16 protein-coding genes and 1 other RNA gene are annotated in these 17,402 nt (G+C 62.6%); 6 read left to right on the forward strand and 11 right to left on the reverse strand.

Annotated features, from left to right (window positions below; translation table 11 throughout):
• Nucleotides 1-38 precede the first annotated feature (38 nt).
• The gene (locus AB8841_RS18985; RefSeq protein WP_370437371.1) at nt 39-929 is read right to left on the reverse strand and encodes a LysR family transcriptional regulator; all 891 of its coding nucleotides are present in this window, start codon (nt 927-929) and stop codon (nt 39-41) included.
• Nucleotides 930-1,400: 471 nt separating this feature from the next.
• Between AB8841_RS18985 and AB8841_RS18990 the strand changes: the two genes are divergently transcribed.
• From AB8841_RS18990 to AB8841_RS19000, 3 genes are all read left to right on the forward strand, one after another.
• On the forward strand, nt 1,401-2,405 hold the full coding sequence (locus tag AB8841_RS18990; protein ID WP_370439314.1) for an alpha/beta fold hydrolase: 1,005 nt from the start codon (nt 1,401-1,403) through the stop codon (nt 2,403-2,405).
• A gap of 355 nt (nt 2,406-2,760) precedes the next feature.
• Nucleotides 2,761-3,142, forward strand: a transfer-messenger RNA (tmRNA) gene (gene ssrA / locus AB8841_RS18995).
• A gap of 92 nt (nt 3,143-3,234) precedes the next feature.
• Complete coding sequence (locus AB8841_RS19000; protein WP_370437372.1) at nt 3,235-3,960, forward strand: hypothetical protein; 726 nt, start codon at nt 3,235-3,237, stop codon at nt 3,958-3,960.
• A 157-nt stretch (nt 3,961-4,117) separates the two neighbouring features.
• Here AB8841_RS19000 and AB8841_RS19005 read toward each other — a convergent pair whose 3' ends face one another.
• The 6 genes from AB8841_RS19005 to AB8841_RS19030 form a co-directional block, all read right to left on the reverse strand.
• Nucleotides 4,118-4,837 carry a lysophospholipid acyltransferase family protein gene (locus AB8841_RS19005; protein ID WP_370437373.1) on the reverse strand — a complete coding sequence of 240 codons (720 nt, stop codon included), beginning with the start codon at nt 4,835-4,837 and terminating at the stop codon, nt 4,118-4,120.
• A gap of 1,135 nt (nt 4,838-5,972) precedes the next feature.
• Nucleotides 5,973-6,275, reverse strand: coding sequence for a 30S ribosomal protein S21 (rpsU, locus tag AB8841_RS19010; protein WP_370437374.1), 303 nt, complete (start codon nt 6,273-6,275; stop codon nt 5,973-5,975).
• Between the two features lie 77 nt (nt 6,276-6,352).
• Complete coding sequence (locus tag AB8841_RS19015; RefSeq protein ID WP_370437375.1) at nt 6,353-6,547, reverse strand: hypothetical protein; 195 nt, start codon at nt 6,545-6,547, stop codon at nt 6,353-6,355.
• Between the two features lie 70 nt (nt 6,548-6,617).
• Nucleotides 6,618-6,974 (reverse strand): DUF6481 family protein, encoded by a 357-nt coding sequence (locus tag AB8841_RS19020; RefSeq protein ID WP_370437376.1) that lies wholly within the window; start codon nt 6,972-6,974, stop codon nt 6,618-6,620.
• A gap of 36 nt (nt 6,975-7,010) precedes the next feature.
• Nucleotides 7,011-7,172: a hypothetical protein gene (locus AB8841_RS19025; RefSeq protein ID WP_370437377.1), complete on the reverse strand. Its 162-nt coding sequence runs from the start codon at nt 7,170-7,172 to the stop codon at nt 7,011-7,013.
• Between the two features lie 146 nt (nt 7,173-7,318).
• The gene (locus AB8841_RS19030) at nt 7,319-7,477 is read right to left on the reverse strand and encodes a cold-shock protein (protein WP_370439315.1); all 159 of its coding nucleotides are present in this window, start codon (nt 7,475-7,477) and stop codon (nt 7,319-7,321) included.
• Between the two features lie 578 nt (nt 7,478-8,055).
• Between AB8841_RS19030 and AB8841_RS19035 the strand changes: the two genes are divergently transcribed.
• Both AB8841_RS19035 and AB8841_RS19040 read left to right on the forward strand, forming a co-directional pair.
• Complete coding sequence (locus tag AB8841_RS19035; protein ID WP_370437378.1) at nt 8,056-8,235, forward strand: hypothetical protein; 180 nt, start codon at nt 8,056-8,058, stop codon at nt 8,233-8,235.
• A gap of 121 nt (nt 8,236-8,356) precedes the next feature.
• Nucleotides 8,357-8,746: an ester cyclase gene (locus AB8841_RS19040; protein WP_370437379.1), complete on the forward strand. Its 390-nt coding sequence runs from the start codon at nt 8,357-8,359 to the stop codon at nt 8,744-8,746.
• Between the two features lie 290 nt (nt 8,747-9,036).
• On the opposite strand, the gene AB8841_RS19045 is transcribed toward AB8841_RS19040, so the two are convergent.
• From AB8841_RS19045 to AB8841_RS19060, 4 genes are all read right to left on the reverse strand, one after another.
• Nucleotides 9,037-11,109, reverse strand: a complete 2,073-nt coding sequence (locus AB8841_RS19045; RefSeq protein WP_370439316.1) for an ATP-dependent helicase — start codon at nt 11,107-11,109, stop codon at nt 9,037-9,039.
• A gap of 112 nt (nt 11,110-11,221) precedes the next feature.
• A complete protein-coding gene (locus AB8841_RS19050; protein ID WP_370437380.1) occupies nt 11,222-14,500 on the reverse strand; it encodes an error-prone DNA polymerase in 3,279 nt (1,092 codons plus the stop codon).
• Nucleotides 14,497-15,999, reverse strand: coding sequence for a DUF6504 family protein (locus tag AB8841_RS19055; protein WP_370437381.1), 1,503 nt, complete (start codon nt 15,997-15,999; stop codon nt 14,497-14,499). Before AB8841_RS19055 ends, AB8841_RS19050 begins: the two co-directional genes overlap by 4 nt.
• Entirely contained in the window at nt 15,917-16,669 is a 753-nt protein-coding gene (locus tag AB8841_RS19060; RefSeq protein ID WP_370437382.1) for an ImuA family protein, read from the reverse strand. The genes AB8841_RS19055 and AB8841_RS19060 overlap by 83 nt, the downstream gene beginning before the upstream one ends.
• A gap of 199 nt (nt 16,670-16,868) precedes the next feature.
• Between AB8841_RS19060 and AB8841_RS19065 the strand changes: the two genes are divergently transcribed.
• Entirely contained in the window at nt 16,869-17,108 is a 240-nt protein-coding gene (locus AB8841_RS19065; RefSeq protein WP_370437383.1) for a hypothetical protein, read from the forward strand.
• The last annotated feature ends 294 nt before the right edge of the window (nt 17,109-17,402 follow it).

The raw sequence follows: 17,402 nt of genomic DNA on the forward strand, positions 1-17,402 counted from the left end.
AAGGGTTAGCGGGACTCCTCAGCCGAGCGTGACTTTGGTCAATGGTCCCATTGCTGGGCCTTTGCGATCAGGAAATCGCGGAAGGCGTGGAGACGGGCGACAGAGCGCATCTCTTCCGGATACACCAGGTAAGTCTCGAGCGACGGCATCTCGATGTCGCGTAAGACCTGCCTGGTCCCGGGTTTGCTGTTCATCGCGTAGTCCGGGGCCATTCCGATTCCGGCACCATTCTCGATAGCATTCCGTAGGGCCAGGCTGTCATTGACCACCAGATGGCTCGGGCGGGGGTTCTTCGGGGGCCGCCCGAGCGTTGTCAGGTGGTGCAAATCCAGAATAAATCCCGGCTGGTCTCCGCCCAGGCTGACGATGCGGTGGTGGTCAAGATCCTCCACGCGTACGGGCTCCCCGAAACGCTCCAAGTAAGCGGCAGATGCGTACGCATGATACTGGATTGTAAACAGGCGCCGTTGGATCAGATCCGGCTGCGTCGGACGGCGCAGCCGAATCGCGAGATCCGCCTCGCGCATGGCAAGATCCAGTTCGCCATTCGTCAGGATCAGCTCAATCCGAACCTCGGGATAGAGATCAAGGAATTCCTTGATCCGTCGGGCAAGCCAGATCCCGCCAATGCCGACGGTGGCCGAAACCTTGAGATCTCCCGCCGGATGCTCGTTGGTCTCGGTCAGGCGCTGGCGAGTCATCTCCAGGCAAAGGCGCATCTCTTGAGAGGCCTTGAAGAGCACATCTCCATGCTCCGTCAGAATGAGGCCACGGGGGTGCCGATGGAACAGTGGAACTTTCAATTCCTGTTCCAGCGCATTGATCTGACGACTGACGGAGGATTGGTTGACGCCGAGCTTTTCGCCGGCTCGGGTGAAGTTTCCGGACTCCGCAACCTCACAGAAGAGCCTGATCTTGTCCCAGTCCAATCCGCGTCCCCCTCATTCAGCCTCGCTTAAGTGCCAGCCTTCGCGGAATGTAGCTTGAATGGATGCCGGTGTGTAGCCAAGGCAGCCCCATCACACAGCCCCGTATGGCCCATCACAGGGTTCAGGCCATGCTCGAGCGGTCACCGGAATGCTGCTGGATTTGTTCGTAGCGCATCGTGCGAAAAAGTGGACCCGGTTTTTCGCCAGAACGATGCGCTGTTCCATAATGGGAGCATCACTCTTGTCCTCGTCATGCCCGGCCCTGAGCCGGGCATGCGCGTCGGCGGGCCGAGCGACTATGCTGCATTGCAGCAACCCATTCGGCTCCTCGACGTTGTCTCCGTCTGGGTCAACTGGAGAGGGTTTATGCACAATCTGGAGGCGGAAGCCGATCTGAACAACGGCCGTCGTGTGGGTCCCGTGGAAAACCATGGTGTCCGGCAAGGTTCGAGGCGCGCACAGGACGGCGCCATGCGCTACGCTGCTCCGGTGCGTGAAGAGGTTCCTCGACCTGCTCGGGACGGCCGTTCCAAGGCGCACCGGTGGCTTGCTCCGGCTCTTGCGGGCACGGTCGCTGCCTTGGGAGCGGCTGCCGTGTACAACCGCCAGCAGACCCGCGCCGCTGAGCGACATGACCCGCCGATCGGCCGTTTCCTCGATGTGGATGGAGTGCGCCTGCACTATCTTGAGCGCGGCCAAGGCGATCCCGTGGTGCTGATCCATGGCAATGGCACCATGATCCAGGATTTCACCGTCAGCGGCCTGGTCGACCGGCTGGCCGACCGCTACCGCGTGATCGTATTCGACCGTCCCGGATACGGTTACAGCTCGCGGCCCCGCCAGCTCTGGACGCCCCATGCTCATGCCCGGTTGTTCGAGCAGGCACTGGCGCAACTCGGGATCGCGCAGGCGCTTGTGTACGGGCATTCCTGGGGCACCCTCGTGGCGGTGGCGCTCGCGTTGACGGCGCCGTCGCTCGTGCGCGGCCTCGTGCTGGGCTCGGGCTACTACTACCCGACCTTGCGGGCGGATACGTTCCTGCTCTCGCCGCCAGCCATACCTCTGATCGGCGATGCCATGCGCTACACCATTTCTCCCATCGTGGCGCGGGCGATCCTGCCGGGCATGATCAAACGGGTGTTCCAGCCGGCTCCGGTGCCTGAGCGCTTCGAGAGAGAGTTCCCGGAACCGCTGATGCTGCGGCCGCTGCAACTCCGCGCGGCCGCGGAGGACGCCGCCCTTATGACACCCTCCGTCATGGAGCTGAGGCGGCACTACCGTGAGCTGGCAGGGCCGGTCACCATCATCACCGGAGCCGATGACCAGATTGTTGATGTGGATCGCCAGTCCGCGCGCCTGCATCGGGAACTGCCGCACAGTGAATTCGTCGTTCTTCCAGGCCTGGGGCACATGATCCACCACCTTGCTCCAGACGTGGTCGTTCGAGAGATCGACCAGTTGGCGCAACATTCCTAGACCCGAACAGGCTTGGCCCGTCCGCTGTCCGCCTGTTCGTGATTTTCGGAGAGTGAGTTCCTTACAGCTCAGATGGTGCCAGCCGGTGGCGCTTCGGAAGTGCTGCGGGTTCCTCCGTTTACGATACCGCCTTCGGAGCGTTCCTTCGAGGCTCCGGCAATTCTGCCGTACGGAGAAGCGCATCGAGGCGCGATCAACATCTGCACCAAAAGCCAGATTGGGAAATCACTCCCAGCCTCGGCGTCCAGGGCTTGGTGCATGGTCGTTACAGCCATGATGGAGATCCGACCCATGGGGAGGCGAGGGAGGCGACTGCCCGGCATGGCCACCCGTTTGCAAAAGTATGGTGACACGAGGACTGGAAGTTTAGCTTTCAAAGGTATACATCGGGGGGGTCAGGTTTACCTGACTATGATCGTAGAGGCAGAGTGGAATAGGCGTTTAGGACGCGGGTTCGATTCCCGCCGCCTCCACCACAAGCACATCAGCCGTCCAGCTTGGCAGGATCGTTCAAGCGCGTGGCTTCCGGATATGGCAGGCCCGTATCTCGATGTGTTTGTGACGGGGGCGACATGGGTTCGACTGGGCGCGATAAAGGCTAGGCTGCGATTAGGCTGAGCTACGGCCTTGATAGTGCAAATTCACAAATGCCAACGACAACGTTGACATGGGTGCGGTGCGCCTCGCGGCGTAACCATCCGGGGCTCGGGAAAGCCTAGCAACAGAAACGGCACCTTCGGGTGCCGTTCCCATTTTCGAGCCTTCACGGGCTTTCAGGGCGATCCTGACATCACAGAAGAGAAACGAAGGTCATATGTCGGAAATTCAAGTGGACGGCTACATCCGGGTTCCCAAAGGCACGATGGTTTATCCGACGGGCGATGGAGTCGAGGCTGAGGCCGTGCGGGATCAGGTTGTGAAGGTCACCAACATCTTCGATGTGGATGTCAAAAGCGACAACTTCTACCTGCTGCTTCCCGACGACATGCGGCTTCGATATTTCGAGTCCAGTGGCAGCAAGCGTCCTATCGATCAGGACATCCTGGAGTTCACCGACCGTTTGACCAAAGGCGATTATCGAGCGGTGGAGTGGTCGAGCAAGTGGGCCCTGATCGCCGATGTTCAACCTGCCGAACCTCCTGCCCGCGCCAAGGCGGTGAAGAAGACCGAGAAACCAGCCAAGAAACCGCTGACCAAACAAGAACAGATGGTGATTGGTTCCGTGTGGCGCTTCGTCCAGGATGCCGAGCTTCTCTACAAGGTGCGCAACCCGGCCTATGCCTCCACCCGCGAGGACCTCATGAGCAGCCTCCGGGAACTACCATCCCATGAGCGGGTGCAGGCTGTCGACGCCCGCCTGAACGAGCTCGGCGTCAAGGATCATCTCGATGAAGCCTGGGGGCCGGTGACGGCAGGCGAGACCTTCACGGTCCGTGGCCGGCTCACCGCGGGCCTGGGGGGCGGGCAGGATGTGCCGATGCTGTTTAGAGGCGAGAAGTTTACGCTGCCCTATGCCAGCCTTGAGCCCTACATCGAGCTGGTGAGTGGACGTTAGCGCATCGGGCAAAAGGTGGTCCCGGTTTTTTGCAGGAACGATGCGCTCTTTCCGGGAAAGGGAGCATCGGCGGGCGAGGGGGCAGCCTGCCGTTACGGTTGGTGGCAGCATGAACGCGGCGAGACGCCGATCTTCGGATATTCTTTGATCGTCGATTTCAAGCTGCCTGAGGCCGCGAGGACTGTCTCTCCGCCTCGAGAAGCTGCTCCGCCTTGCGCGTGAATTCGGGCCCGGCCAGGCCCGGGGCAATCGGGTCGAGATAAGACACCGAGATTGTCCCGGCACGTTTGTAGGACTGGCCGGGTCCCCAGAAATGGCCCGAATTCAGGGCAACGGGAAGAACCGGTCTGCCGAGCCTTGCATAAAGCAACTCCACTCCGCGCTTGAACTCGATCGGCTCGGAGACCGATTTTCGGGTTCCTTCGGGGAAGATGAGCACGGAGCGGCCCTGCGCCAGCGCCGCCTGGCTCTCTTCGACCATCTTCCGTACCGCTTTCGAGCCGCCCTCGCGGTCGATCAGGATCATCGGCGATTTGCGCAGGAACCAGGAGAAAACGGGAATCGTCAGCAACTCCTGCTTCGCAACAATGGCCACATCCGGAAACAGGATGAGGAACGCGAGCGTCTCCCAGGTCGACTGGTGATTGGCGATGATCAGGCAGGGACCTTCAGGAATTTTGTGCTGACCCCGCTCGGCATAGGTCAGGCCAACGAGCCACTTCAGGCTGACGAGGACACCGCGCGCCCACAGCCGGGATGCCAGCCGAACGCCACGCTCCGGAGAGCCGCACAGCCAGAGGATCGCCAGAAGGGGTATGAACAGGCCGGTCCAAAGGGCCAGCACAAGATCAAACAGAATTGAGCGGATACGCTGCATGCTGGGTTGCTTCCTTACGGCATCGGACGTGACATCGAACCCACATCCATTGCATTAAGTTTATGTTTTAAGTTTATGTTTTCGAGCATCTTTTTCCGCAAAGCCGACACCCACTCTTGCGTTCGATGCTCTCAATTGAATCAGCCGTCAAGGAGTGACGATCTCCGCACACCCGATCCGGCGTCGACAGCCTGGATCTGCGAGGCTCCGGCAACGCGCCGGCCCCGCTTGCACGGCTCCTCATCCTGTCGCTGCACTCAACTCATTGCTCCCGGGCATTGCCTGTATCGGTGCACGGGAGCTCGAACTCCTTGCGAAAGCGCGGCCGCTCGCTCGGTTCGTCGAAGTTTGGGAGGGTGTCTGAACGTGCGTCCGGCATGCCAAGGCGCTACGGCCCGATTGTCCGACCAAATGTCGATCGCCGTTATCTGATGCGTCCTTGTGGCGGATACAAGGCATTCTGCCAAAAAGAACATCGCCGCCTTCGCAAGGAGTTTGGCCTTGCCAATGACTTGATTGTCATCCATCTTGGAAGGGTCAACCGACGTGTTCGGCCTGCTCTCCTTTGCTCGTGATCGAGCGCCGAGCCCGCTTTCCGTTCCTATCGATTGCTACTCTCCAGTCCGCTCAGGCGGGCTCGCGTGTCGTTGCTTTGCATTCGACAACCTCAAACACAAAAGGCTGCTCGGACCGTGATCCGATGCGGCGACAGGAAACCTATGTCCACTTCAACTCAGTCTCAGCCCTCGAAGCAAAAGCCTTCGCCATCAAAGGACACTCGGCTGATCAAGGCAGCCGCTCAACCGCAACCGCCCGGCCTGTCGCTCGAGGAAATCCGCCATATCATCGCGGTGATCGGGTAGAGTATCGAACGCAAAAGTAGGAACAGGTTTTGCGTGAGAAGGTACCCGAGACCATAACCAGATGGATCGGGTGGCTCCCGGAAAGTGGAGTCCACTGCAGGGGGCTGTGCTCCATGGCCAAGCTTCGATACCGCCTGTCCATACGCCAAGCGGCGCACTGAGTATCGCGCGCCGCTCCGCAAGGCCTGTGTCCGATGCTAAGGTTTGGGTCCTGGGCATCTTCTCAAGCAGGAGCGGTTCCCGCTCCTGCCATCGATGTTCCCAGAACCCAACTAGACGTTAGTCTCTCCCACCGGCGGGCGGGATGCGGCGGCGGGAGCTGCTGCGGGTCGACGCGGTCCGGAAAAACGCGGCTTGGGCTTGGGAGCGGCGATCAACCCTTCCCGAATAGCCTGCTTACGGGCCAGTTTGCGACTGCGCCGCACGGCTTCCGCCTTCTCGCGTGTCTTGCGCTCCGAGGGCTTCTCGTAAGACTTTCGTGCTTTCATCTCGCGAAAGATCCCTTCGCGCTGCATCTTCTTCTTGAGCACTCTGAGCGCCTGATCGACATTGTTGTCGCGTACCAAAACCTGCAAAGGATGTCCTTTCTATTCGTGGAACTCATGCCACGGCAGCATGTGTCTGATGGAAATTGATTGAATGGTCCAGAGGCTTACGTGCCCCGGATCTCGCTCTCGCGAACCGCTCGTTCGATCGCGCCCGATTTGATCCGGTACGAAACCTCCCCGGTCTGATCGGCCGGCATGAGCCGCACGACTTCGTAAACACTGGCGGAACTGGTCTGGCCATCGGAAAATCCGGGCTGCTTCAATCGGACCAGTTGCCGGACTTTGAACTTATGAGACATCGGCGGATCTTCTCGCTGTTGGCGCATCGAAACGATATACCGCTTTTGCGATATCGCTGGATGTAAGCCGCTACTTCCGCGCTTTGCGGGCCGCGTAACGAGCGTCACGGGCAGCCTTGCGCTCGGCCTCGAGCTTGACATCGTTCGCTGCCTTCTCGTCGGCTGCGCGCGCTTCCTGCTCAGCTTGATCGGCTGCAAGAGCTTCGCGCTCTGCGGCAAGGCGGGCGTTCTCGGCAACGCGCTGGGCCTCCCGCTCGGCCAAGCGGGCATCCCGCGCGGCGCTCACGGCGGCCCGGGCGGCGCGCCTTTCCGCAACGGCCGGATCGTCGGGGCCCGGCCGCTGATTGAACCTGGCGGCCATCGCCTGCTTTGCGTCCTTGGCGGCACTCAGCCGGTCTCTGAAATCTTTCTGCTTCATTCCACTCATGGGTCTCAATAAACTTAGATTGGTTAGTTTGGCTGGCTATCGGATACGTCTGATGCTGGTGATCGTGCCTTCCGGCAGCGATCCTTGTTCTTGCTGAGCCCGCGCGATTGCGCCAACGGCCCGGGTGTCGCCGGCCTTCGCAGGATCGTCGATCCACAGATAGGCTCTGCGGGCATCGTCATAGTCCACTACGAACATGACAGATTTCGCAGGAGGGGCCTTTCGAAAAGTGTTCATCGCTTCCTCACTTGTTTGACCATCAAATGATGGAGCTTCGCAAAGAAAAAGCCGCTCCACCCGGGAGCGGCGTCGGACAGGGGCTTATGATGGACGCCTCATCATTCCTAGGCCTTCCGGGTGTTGCTGGCGGCGGTCTTGACGGAGCGGCGATCCTCGGCCGTGTCGAACAAGACCTTCTGGCCTTCGGCCAGGCTGCGCATGCCATTGTCCGGCCGGACAAAGCCGAAGCCCTTCATATCGTTATAAAATGTCACAGCGCCCATGATCCTGAGACTAACCTTTCGCGGCTGATGCAGATGCACGCGAGTTGAAGGCACGCCAAGCGTGACCTCAACTCGGCCCGTCGATGGTTTGGAGAGAGTCTGAACGTGCGCCTGGCAAAGCCACCAGCGAAACGGCCCGATTGTCCGGCCAAAATCGATAATAGTCATATAGGGAACAATCAGATTTTTACAAGAGGGCCCCTTGAAAGGGGCTGAGGATCGGGGAGGCGCCGTCAAGTTTTACTTTTACAGGCCGCCCGCAAATTTTCGGACGGAACCCTGGGTCCGGTCGACCTCATCGGAAATAACTATGATCGAAGGAGGGGATTTCTGTGCATCAGGCCCGTTCACGCCGAACGGGTGAGCACGTATTCTTCCTGGTCGGAGTATGTGGCCGGATGACCACATCATGCGTACCGGCCTGGGTTCTGGAAGAGGCGGCGTCTCTCGGTCGGCCGCGCCATCCGGGCTTTCGAGGCCGCGAAGCGCCTGAACCCCCAAATGACCCCTTGGAGAGCGCATGAAAGTCGCATTCTGAAGGCTTTCTGAGGTTCATTTGAGAACCAGAGGATTGACCGATGTCCTATGAAAAAGCTCTGCAGGTTGCAGAGCGAACGCTTGTCGACGGAGCGACATTGGCTGAGCTCAAGCAGGCATCGAAGGATCTGCGTGCCCTCACGCCCGATAGTGCGCTGGCGGATCTGGTCGATGCCAAGATCAGGTCTATCGAGAACCAGCAAGGCTGTTCGCGTTCTTAGAGATCGGACGCAAAATCGTGGGGGCGGTTTCGCGTTCGATGCCCTACCAAATATTCTCAAACGCATCCGGCCCTATCAAGAGGCTCATGAAATGACAGCCGACATGACGTAAGGGGACGGCATGTTCAGCTCCGACCTCCGGTCGATCTATCGGGCCTACCTTGATTGCCTCAATGCACAGGATTGGCCACGCCTTGGCGAGTTCGTGCATGACGAGGTCAGTCATAACGATCGCCCGTTCGGCATCGCAGGGTATCGGGCCATGCTCAAGAATGATTTCCTGCAAATACCCGATCTCCGGTTCGAGGCTGAACTGCTTGTTTGCGAGCCGCCCTTCATCGCCGCCCGCCTCACGTTCGATTGTTCGCCGAAGGGCAGTTTCCTCGGCCTGGCGGTCAATGGCCGCCGCGTGTCGTTCGCTGAAAACGTCTTCTACGAGTTCAGGACGGGTCGGATCAAAGGGGTCTGGTCGGTGATCGACAAGTCCGCAATCGAAGCGCAGATTTCATAGTTCGCCGTGTCCGAAGTTGCGCAGTTCATGCCGCTGGTTGCCCTTCCCAACGCGAACGCTCCTGAGGTTCGTGAATTCGCGCCTGCTAGAGCAAATTGCATTCTGACGGGATCAGAATGCTTGCTCTTTCTCTTCGGCGAAGCATCGTTTTTCACGCAGAACCGGTTCCCACTTCTTCGCACGATGCTCTAGAGCCTCGAACGCAGAAGTGGGGACCGGTTCTGCGTGAAAAGATGCTAAAAAACAGAGACTTACGGCATCGGATTGGGTTCGATGTCACGTCCGATGCTCTACCGCCACATGCCTCGCATCTTCGCGCCGAGATCAACCCGAACATTTCTCGTTGTGGTGGAGGCGGCGGTCGGATCCGGTACAGCTACGGGCCACGACACGCGCTCGAAGAGTTTCAGGAGCGCACTGGGAATGAAGCGGGTTCGGGCGGCATAGACATGACGATCCCCCGTTGCGGCCTGCTGATGCGTGAAGAAGCGCTGCGGCACCAATAGATGCAGATGGTCCTTTGCCCGGGTCATGGCCACGTACAGCAATCGGCGCTCCTCCTCGATTTCGGCCGTGGTCCCGGTGCCGAGATCCGACGGAATGCAGCCGTCGACCACGTTCAGCACGAACACCGACCTCCACTCCTGCCCCTTGGCGGAATGGATCGTCGACAGGATCAGATAATCTTCATCGCGCAGAGGCACGCCAGCCTGATCGCTCGTCGCATCCGGCGGGTCGAGCGTGAGTTCGGTGAGAAAACGCTCGCGGGAGGGATAGCCGGCCGCGATCTGGTCCAGCTGGATGAGGTCGGCCTTGCGGGTGGTCCCATCCTCATGGATGCGGTCGAGGTGCGGCTCATACCAGGCTCGCGCCTGCTCGAGTTCTGCCGGCCAACCCGCTGCTCCCGCGCGAAGCTGCGTGATCGTGTCGACGAAGGTGCGCCACGCGTCTCCAGCCCGGGGAGGGGCAGGGGCCTCCATGAGCGCTTGGATTGGATCGGCAGCGTCATGCATGCGATCGAGCACCTTCTGGGCCGACGCCGGGCCGACGCCGGGCAGGAGTTGCATCAGGCGAAAGCCGGCAACCTTGTCACGCGGATTCTGGACGAAGCGCAGCACCGCCAGCAGGTCCTTGACGTGAGCGGCGTCGAGGAACTTGAGGCCGCCGAACTTCACGAACGGGATGTTGCGGCGGGTCAGCTCCACCTCGAGCGGACCGCTGTGATGGGAGGTCCGAAACAGCACGGCCTGCTGCTTGAGGCTGATGCCGGTCTCGCGATTCCCCAGCACCTGCTCGACCACGTAGCGGGCCTGATCGGCCTCATCGCGCACGGCGACGAGCTGTGGCCGCTCGGCGGACATGCGGTCGGTCCAGAGGTTCTTGGTAAAGCGCTCGGAGGCGAGTTCGATCACGGCATTGGCGGCGGCCAGGATCGGCTGGTTCGAGCGGTAGTTGCGGTCCAGCGTAACGATCTCGGCCGGCGGGCTGAACTGCGTGGGAAAATCCAGGATATTGCGGACGGTCGCGGCCCGAAAGGAATAGATCGATTGGGCATCGTCCCCGACGACCGTGAGGCCCTGACCACCCGGCTTGAGGGCGAGCAGGATCGAGGACTGGAGCCGGTTGGTGTCCTGGTACTCATCGACGAGGACATGATCGAAGCGGCCGCCGAGTTCGGCTGCGATCGAGGGCTCGGCCACCATCTGGGCCCAGTAGAGCAGGAGGTCATCGTAGTCGAGCACGTTCTGACGCTGCTTGGCCTCGACATAGGCGGCGAACAGCTGGCGCAGCTCGGCGGCCCATCCGGCGCACCACGGATAAGAGACCCGCAGCACGTCCTCGATCGCCGCCTCGGCATTCACGCAACGGGAATAGATTGCGAGGCAGGTTCCTTTCGCGGGAAATCGGCTCTCCGTCGCGGAGAGCCCAAGCTCGTGCCTGACAAGGTTCATCAGGTCGGCCGAGTCTTCACGATCATGGATCGAAAAGGCAGGATCAAGACCGATCTCGGGCGCGTAGTCGCGCAGGAGCCTGGCGCCGATGCCGTGGAACGTCCCGGCCCAGGTGAGGGCATCGGTCATCGCGCCTGCGCTCTGGCCCAGGATCTGTCCGACGATCCGCTCGACCCGGCGGGCCATCTCGGCCGCAGCCCGGCGGGAGAAGGTCAGAAGAAGGATGCGGCGCGGATCGGCGCCGTTGACGATCAGATGGGCCACGCGGTGTGCGAGGGTATTGGTCTTGCCCGATCCGGCCCCGGCAATGACCAGCAGCGGCGCGGCCGAATTGGAGCCGTTGGCGAAGACGCCATGCTCCACCGCCTGACGCTGTCGTGGATTGAGTTGGTCGAGATAGGCGGGGTTCACGGACACGAGCGAATCATTCCTTTGCGCCACTATAAATCCCGTTTCCCGTTTTGTTCGCAATGGCCCCGCTCGTCGCGCCCGAGGGCTGCGTGTGACCGCCGGGCGGTCGTCGTCAACGAAAGTTTCGCGCCGCCACCTTGATGACGGTCTCCCGTTCCAGGTCTGTCTCGTCCGCTCCTGGCCGTTTCATGGCTTCACGTGGCGAGCCGCGAGCCCAATCACGTGTGCCGATCCTTGCCTCATCCCCGCGCCCGCTTCGCAGCCGCAGCTCGCCATCGCGATCGGCGACCGACCGCAGGAGATCCGACAGGTCGATGAAGTGCTCGGCGATGAGATGCGTGACGTCTCCCTCCCGCTGAAATCGGCCTCGGCAGCCGATCATGCCCGAAGACAGGATCAGCCGCCGGTGCTTCTCGAACACGGCAGACCAGATCACGATGTTCGCCACATCGGTCTCATCCTCGATGGTCATGAAGGTCACGCCCTTGGCTGAGCCCGGCTTCTGGCGCACCAGCACGAGGCCCGCCACCGTGACCCGCTGGCCATCCCTGACGTGCTGGAGATCGGCGCAGGAGCGGATGCGCCGTTCCGTCAATTCCTGGCGCAGGAAGGCGAGGGGGTGCCGGCGCAGGGTCAAGCCCTTCGAGCGGTAGTCTTCCACGACCTCGCGGCCCTCCGTCATGGGCACGAGGTCGACGACGGGCTCTGCCGTCTCGGATCGGATGAGCCGATCCCGCTCGTCGGCCGCGGCAAACAGCGGCATGACTTCGTCGGACAGGCCCTTGATGGTCCAGAGCGCGTCGCGACGGTTCACCACGATGGAGCCGTAGGCATCGGCCTCGGCCAACCGCTCGAGCGCGGAGACCGGAATGCCGGCTCGCCGCCACAGGTCCTCGATGGATGAGTAGAGGCGCTCCGCCCGGGCGAGCGGGATCAGGGCGCCATCGGCGTTCGCCAGGCCATGTACCATCCGGAGCCCGAGCCGGACAGCGAAACGCTTCGGGTTTCTGGTCGGCTCAAGGGTGCAGTCCCAGCGGGAATGGTTGATGTCGACGGAGCGAACCTCGATCCCATGCCTTTGGGCGTCCCGCACCAGCTGGGCGGGCGCATAGAAGCCCATCGGCTGCGCGTTCAGGATGGCGCAGCAGAACACGTCAGGATGGTGGCACTTCATCCACGACGAGGCGTAGGCGATCTTGGCGAAGGAAGCCGCATGGCTTTCCGGAAAGCCGTAGGAGCCGAAGCCTTCGAGCTGCTTGAAGGTGCGTTCGGCGAAGTCCGTGTCGTAGCCGCGATCGGTCATGCCCGTGATCAGCTTCTCGCGGAACTTGGAGACGCCGGCCGTCATCTTGAAGGTTGCCATCGCACGCCGGAGCTGGTCGGCTTCCGAGGGCGTGAAGCCGGCGCATTCGATGGCCACCCGCATGGCCTGTTCCTGGAAGAGCGGCACGCCGAGCGTCTTCTCCAGCACGCGCCTGAGTTCCGGGCGCGGGTATTCGACCTCCTCGCGCTTTTCGCGTCGGCGCAGATAGGGATGCACCATGTCGCCCTGGATCGGGCCCGGCCGGACGATCGCCACCTGGATGACGATGTCGTAGAAGGTTTCGGGTTTCATGCGCGGCAGCATCGCCATCTGAGCGCGGCTCTCGATCTGGAACGTGCCCACCGTGTCGGCCTTCCGGATCATGGCGTAGGTCGGTCCATCATCGGGCGGGATCGTCGCAAGGTCACGGCTCTCGCCCTTGTGCTCGCGCAGAAGATCGAAAGCGCGGCGCATGCAGCCCAACATGCCCAGTCCCAACACGTCGACCTTCATGAACGTGAGGGTGTCGATGTCGTTCTTGTCCCACTCGATCACCTGCCGGTTCTCCATCGCGGCCGGCTCGATCGGGACGAGCTCATCGAGGCGATCCTGGGTCAGCACGAAACCTCCCGGGTGCTGCGACAGATGGCGCGGCGCGCCGATGAGTTCGCTGGCGAGTTCCAGCGTCATGCGCAGGCGCGGATCGTCGAGGTTGAGGTTGAGCTCCTTTGCTTCCTTGTCCGACACGCCGTCATTGCCCCAGCCCCAGACGAGGCCGGCCAATCCCGCCGTCACATCCTCGGGCACGCCGAGCGCCTTGCCGACTTCGCGCACCGCGCCCCTTGCGCGGTAGCAGGAGACGACAGCGGTGAGCGCCGCGCGATGGCGGCCATAGGTGTCATAGATCCACTGGATGACCTCCTCGCGGCGCTCATGCTCGAAGTCGACATCGATATCCGGGGGCTCCCGCCGCTCCTGGGACACGAAACGCTCGAAGAGCAGGTCATGCTCGGTCGGGTTGATGGAGGTGATGCCAAGCACGAAGCAGACGGCCGAGTTCGCGGCCGAGCCACGGCCCTGGCACAGGATGCCGCGTGACCTGGCGAAGGACACGATGGCGTGGACCGTGAGAAAGTAAGGGGCGTAGCCCAGCTCCTCGATCAGGCGCAGCTCGCGGTCGCAGGTAGCGGCGACCACGTCCGGAATTCCGTCCGGGTAGCGAAGCCGCGCGCCTTCCCGGGTCAGCCGTTCCAGCTTCTCCTGCGCCGTCTCGCCGGAATCCGTCTCGGAGGGATACTGGTAGCGCAGCTCGTCGAGCGAGAAGGTGCAGCGCTCGAGGATCTCGCGGACCCGCCGGAACGCTTGCCCGTGGCGCTCGAACAGGCGCTCCATCTCGATGGGATCCTTGAGGTGGCGGTCGGCATGACGCTCGAGGCGATAGCCCGCCTCGTCGATGGTGCAGCCCTGCCGGATGCAGGAGACCACGTCCTGCAGGCGCCGGCGCGAAGGGTGGTGGTAGAGAATATCGCCCATGGCGATGGTCGGCACCCGGGCGACTTGCGCCGCCTGTTCGATGGCATGGAGGCGCAGGTGCTCGTTGGGAGCAAAACGCCGGATCAGGGCCATGTGGGCGCGGTTGCCGAAAGTGCTTTTGAGACGGGCGAGGCTGGTCCCGAGCATGTCGTCGGCACGATCGCCCAGCAGGACGGCGAGCAGTCCCTCGTTCCAGGTGGCCACATCGTCCCACGTGAGATGACACTGCCCCTTGCCGCCGCGGCTCTTGCCGAGGCTGAGCAGCCGGCACAGGCGCGAATAGGCGGCCCGATCCATGGGATAGACGAGGAGCGATGTGCCATCGTTAAGATCGAGACGACAACCGACGATCAGCCGCACGCCCGTGTCCCGCGAGGCCTCGTAGGCACGCACGATGCCTGCGAGGGAGTTGCGGTCGGTGATGCCGAGCGCCGATATGCCGAGGAGCTTCGCCTGCTCGAACAGCTCCTGTGGGCTGGACGCACCGCGCAGAAACGAGAAGTGGGTCGTGACCTGAAGCTCGGCGTAGATGGGGCCGGCAGAATGCCTGGTCATGCGAAGAACCCGTGCATCCACCAGCGTCCGCCCTCGGCGGTGGGCGCATCGCGGAAGATCCAGAAGCGTCCGCCCTGTTCGGTCTCGACCCGGTAATAGTCGCGAGCGGCGGAACCCTTGTCGCCGTTCCACCATTCCGGCGTGATGCGCTCGGGCCCGTCGGCCTTGGCGACCGTGTGCTTCACCTTGCGCCAAATGAAGAAGCGCGGCGGATGATCCGGGAGCAGGGCGGTTGCCACCACGGGCTCGGGCGGGTCGAGCAGGCGCGTGGGCCGTGGCAGGCTCTCGGGCCAGACCGAACCAGTCGCCGGCGCGAGCGCCGGGATCTTGCGCGCCATGCGTTCGGGGACGAAGCTTTGAACGGGCGAGAGCCGATAGACCTTCTTCATGCCGATCCGGGTGCCGAGCCGGTCGACGAGCTGGCCCATATCCGCCTCGCCGGCATCCTCCTCCCCAAGGCCACGAGCATGGATTTGCGTCTCGGCCAGCGGCTCGACCTTGCTCGCGACAAGCGCGATCTCCTCGATGCCGAAGCCGGGATCGACGGTTTGCAGGCGCTCGTCGAAGAGTTTCGCGAGATGCGCCGCATCCCGGTTGGCCTTCGCGGTTCCAATCCGCAGGCACACGCTCTTCTGATCGATGCGCTGGCAGAGAAGATCGAGGCGGCGCACGCCTTCGCCGCGACGCTCCAGTTGCCGGCACAGGTCTTTCGACAGGCGCAGCACGACGCCCTTGAGGTCCTCGAGCCGGCCGATCGGCTCCGCGAAGGCACGAGCCGCCGTCGGCGTTTCCTTGGGAACGAGCGGTGTGATCGGCTCGAAGACGTGGCCCGTGGCCTGATCGAGCCGCAGCGCCACATCCCGTCCGAAGCGACGGATCAGAGGTGCGCGCGGCATGGCGGCGAGCTGGCCGATCCACTCGATGCCGAGCCGATGCAAGGCGTTGAGCTTATCGACAGGGATCCTCAGGGCGCGAATCGACAGGGTTGCCACCGCCTCCACGGCGCGGCCTGCCGGCACGATGCCGCCGGCTCCGTAGCGGGCCACAGCCCACGCCGCTCCCGGCGCATCGGCCACGGCCGCTTTGGCCGCGATACCATGCCGCGTCAGGCGGCCTGTGAGGTCCGCGAGCAATGCCTCCTCGCCGCCGAAGAGATGCGCCGCGCCCGCAATGTCGATCCAGAGCCCGTCCGGCGGGTCGGGCGCCACCACAGGCGAGTAGTTGATCGCCCAGCGGGCGAGTTCCCGTAAGGATGCTTCGTCCTCGTCGGGCGTGGCTTCGACCGCATGCAGGTTCGGCACCAGAGCCTGCGCCTGGGCGAGCGGCATGCCGACATGCAGGCCGGCCTCCTGGGCGGCCGCACAGGCCGAGCGGATCAGGCGGCGCGATCCAACCGTGTGCACGGTCACGAGCGGCTCATGACGCGGCGGCCTGCCGGTCCGCCGCCTGATCCGATCGGTCGGCCAGGTCGACAGGTAGAGCGAGACGACCCTTCGCATCGCAAGCCTCCAGAATCCAGGTACGGGGTTCAGCGCTACGGCAGCGCACGAGTTCGACTTGCCAGCGTTCCCGTCCGAGACCAGGAGCCGGCATCAGTTCAGACGGGGCAGGAGCGATGCGCCAGCGGGTCACGGCGGCGGTCGGCAGGTGAACCAGATCCTTCTCGGCGACAGTCCACCAGCGCCGAATGACCAGGGCGGTCACGCCCGTGGCTTCAGCCGCCAGTTGCAGGCGGCGCGAGGCGGTCAGCCCCATATGCGTGACCTCGCCCACCACGGCTCCCAATCCTTTCTCGCGCAGCCCCTCCTCGATGAGCGGCAGGATTTCCCGCTCGCGTTCGGCTTCGGCATAGATCACGCGATCGGGGTGAAGACCTGCGCGCAGGAGACCGGGAGCGAACAGGTCCCGGCGCGTCAGACACCAGAGCACCGGCCCCTTGAGACGGGCCGCGATCCCCGCGGTAAACAGGGTCGTGCAGCCTGCGAACTCGGAAGCAGGTCCCGCTTCGATCATCTCGTGCAGAGCGCCTCGCGCGAGGCCGCCGCCGGGGAGATGGCGGTCGATCTCAGGAGGGCCGAAGGGCAGGGGCCTGGTTCTGCTGAAGTTGCCTTCATGCCGGGCAATCCGGAGCCGTAAATCGGCAAGCCTGTCCTGTTGCCCGGCATGCATGACCCCGTGCCCGTTCGCTTTCGTGTTGAGGATGTTCCTATTATGTTCTCGTTACGTCATGAGTCAAATGCACGCACCGGTCGTTGTGAATTTTGGGGAGAAGGATGTTACGAGAAGCGGTTAACGGGCCCGAGAACAGGCAAGGAGCGGTATGGTCTACCGCGATAACAGGAGCGGGGCACGGATGCTACTCTCGTGGATGAAACTGGCCCTGGAGACGAACAGGCTCGCTCTGGAGTCTCAGATCGTCATTTGGACCCGGCTGGCCCAGATCGCTCGCGGTCAGGGCACGCCTGCCGAATCCGCCCTGATGGTGACGGAGAAGATCGCTGCCTTTGCCGAGGCGACGGCAACGGTGGCGACGGGCGGGTCGGCCCACAAGGTCGTCAAGGGATACCGCAAGCGTGTGCGGGCGAATGTCAGGCGCCTGAGGCGCTGACATCTCATTCCGTCCCTATGCGGATCTACGAGGTCCGAGAGAGAATCCAGGCGGCAATTCAGGCCGCATCAACGCCTCCATCTCCTGCGGCTGTCGGGCCTGAGCGTGCTTTCCCACTTGCATCGTGCGAAAACGTGGACTCGGCTTTTCGCTGAAACGATGCGCTCTTGCCAAGAAGGGAGCATCGAACGCGGGAAGCGGGCACCGGTTCTGCGTGAAAAGATGTTCGAGACCATAGACTGACGGCATCGGATGTGGGTTCGATGTCACGTCCGATGCTGCAAAGGCGGAGTC

The organism is Microvirga sp. TS319 (assembly GCF_041276405.1).
Lineage (GTDB): Bacteria > Pseudomonadota > Alphaproteobacteria > Rhizobiales > Beijerinckiaceae > Microvirga.

Bases quoted from the DNA above. Each gene is read 5' to 3' on its own strand.
- AB8841_RS19050 (WP_370437380.1), bottom strand. From the start codon at position 14,500: ATGACCAGGCATTCTGCCGGCCCCATCTACGCCGAGCTTCAGGTCACG.
- AB8841_RS19035 (WP_370437378.1), top strand. From the start codon at position 8,056: ATGTCCTATGAAAAAGCTCTGCAGGTTGCAGAGCGAACGCTTGTCGAC.
- AB8841_RS19030 (WP_370439315.1), bottom strand. From the start codon at position 7,477: ATGGGCGCTGTGACATTTTATAACGATATGAAGGGCTTCGGCTTTGTC.
- AB8841_RS19005 (WP_370437373.1), bottom strand. From the start codon at position 4,837: ATGCAGCGTATCCGCTCAATTCTGTTTGATCTTGTGCTGGCCCTTTGG.
- AB8841_RS19025 (WP_370437377.1), bottom strand. From the start codon at position 7,172: ATGTTCGTAGTGGACTATGACGATGCCCGCAGAGCCTATCTGTGGATC.
- AB8841_RS19060 (WP_370437382.1), bottom strand. From the start codon at position 16,669: ATGCATGCCGGGCAACAGGACAGGCTTGCCGATTTACGGCTCCGGATT.
- AB8841_RS19065 (WP_370437383.1), top strand. From the start codon at position 16,869: ATGAAACTGGCCCTGGAGACGAACAGGCTCGCTCTGGAGTCTCAGATC.
- AB8841_RS18990 (WP_370439314.1), top strand. From the start codon at position 1,401: ATGCGCTACGCTGCTCCGGTGCGTGAAGAGGTTCCTCGACCTGCTCGG.
- AB8841_RS19015 (WP_370437375.1), bottom strand. From the start codon at position 6,547: ATGTCTCATAAGTTCAAAGTCCGGCAACTGGTCCGATTGAAGCAGCCC.
- AB8841_RS19040 (WP_370437379.1), top strand. From the start codon at position 8,357: ATGTTCAGCTCCGACCTCCGGTCGATCTATCGGGCCTACCTTGATTGC.
- AB8841_RS19020 (WP_370437376.1), bottom strand. From the start codon at position 6,974: ATGAGTGGAATGAAGCAGAAAGATTTCAGAGACCGGCTGAGTGCCGCC.
- AB8841_RS19055 (WP_370437381.1), bottom strand. From the start codon at position 15,999: ATGCGAAGGGTCGTCTCGCTCTACCTGTCGACCTGGCCGACCGATCGG.